This window comes from Oleiphilus sp. HI0125, assembly GCF_001635355.1.
Map to the genome: position 1 here is coordinate 1 of NZ_LWGF01001212.1, position 1,361 is coordinate 1,361.

The 1,361-nt window shown below is 44.2% G+C and carries 1 protein-coding gene; it reads right to left on the reverse strand.

All coding sequences use genetic code 11. The annotated features are described in order from the left end of the window. Positions 1-147: 147 nt before the first annotated feature. The gene (gene apbC, locus A3762_RS21150) at positions 148-1,245 is read right to left on the reverse strand and encodes an iron-sulfur cluster carrier protein ApbC (protein WP_068755042.1); all 1,098 of its coding nucleotides are present in this window, start codon (positions 1,243-1,245) and stop codon (positions 148-150) included. Positions 1,246-1,361 lie beyond the last annotated feature (116 nt).

Sequence of the window (1,361 nt, forward strand, 5' to 3'; positions counted from 1 at the left end):
GGTAGAGTCTCGTCGCCAAGAAGACGTACTTATTCAATTAGGCTGCGACTACGCCCAAGGATTTATTTATGAAAAACCCTTGGGCGTTGATGATATTCCCGAGTTTTTAGATACATGGCTGAAAACACCACGTGTCGTTCGTAGCTATTAATCGGTCGATACAATAATTTCGGGGAAGTTTCCTTTAGCATCTTGCGTTTGTTTCGAGATTTCGGCACCAACTTTTCGCGCAATGTCTTTGTATAGCAGAGCTACTTCACTATCTGGTTCTGCTGTTACTGTCGGAGCACCAGCATCCATATGTTTACGAATGGTTTGATGCAGAGGCATTTCACCCAACACAGTTGTGTCATAAGCTTCCGCAATGCGTCGACCACCACCTTCACCAAATAATGGTTCATGATAACCACACGCACTGCAAATATGCATACTCATATTTTCAATAACGCCAAAGACTGGAATGTTCACTTTGCGGAACATTTCGATTCCTTTTTTACAATCTAACAACGCTATATCTTGAGGCGTCGTTACGACAATCGATCCTGTCACGGGTACTTTTTGCGCCAAGGTCAACTGGATGTCACCCGTTCCAGGTGGCATATCAATGATCAGGTAATCTAAATCGTTCCAACGTGTTTGCGTTAATAATTGCATCAGCGCACCACTTACCATTGGTCCTCGCCATACAACTGGAGTTTTATCTGTCACAAGGTAAGCCATGGACATCGACTGAATACCATGCGCTTCGATCGGCACAAACATTTTATCTTCGTAGGTTTCTGGGCGTGCATCTTCAGCAATGCCTAACATCATGCCAACACTCGGGCCGTAAATGTCCGCATCCAAGATGCCAACACTAGCACCTTCCTGTGCAAGCGCTAATGCTAGATTCACAGCACTAGTACTCTTACCTACCCCACCTTTACCAGAGGCAACCGCAATAATGTTTTTAACATTGCTTAAACTCGGCAAGTTATTCTGGGCCTCGTGCGCAAGCACGCGTTGTCCCACTTGGACATCTACACTCGCTACCCCATCTAAATATTCAATCTGAGTACTGAGCAGTTGCTGCACTGCGCCGTGTAACCCTAAGCTTGCATAGGGCAGTTCTATACGAACCGAGACCTTTCCGTCTATCTCCTCAACCGATTTAACTGCACCAATGTCATACAAATTTTGTTGTAAATAAGGGTCGATGTATTGCGCAATCGCATCCTTTAATTCTTCAGCGTTGACCTGACTCATAACTTATCCCCTTATACATAACACTGACTTGAAAGTTGGCTTCACCCCTCCACTAAATCGAGGCAGATAAAAAAAATTCAAGCTTATAAAGCGAATCTAAGCATATAAGCGTAAGA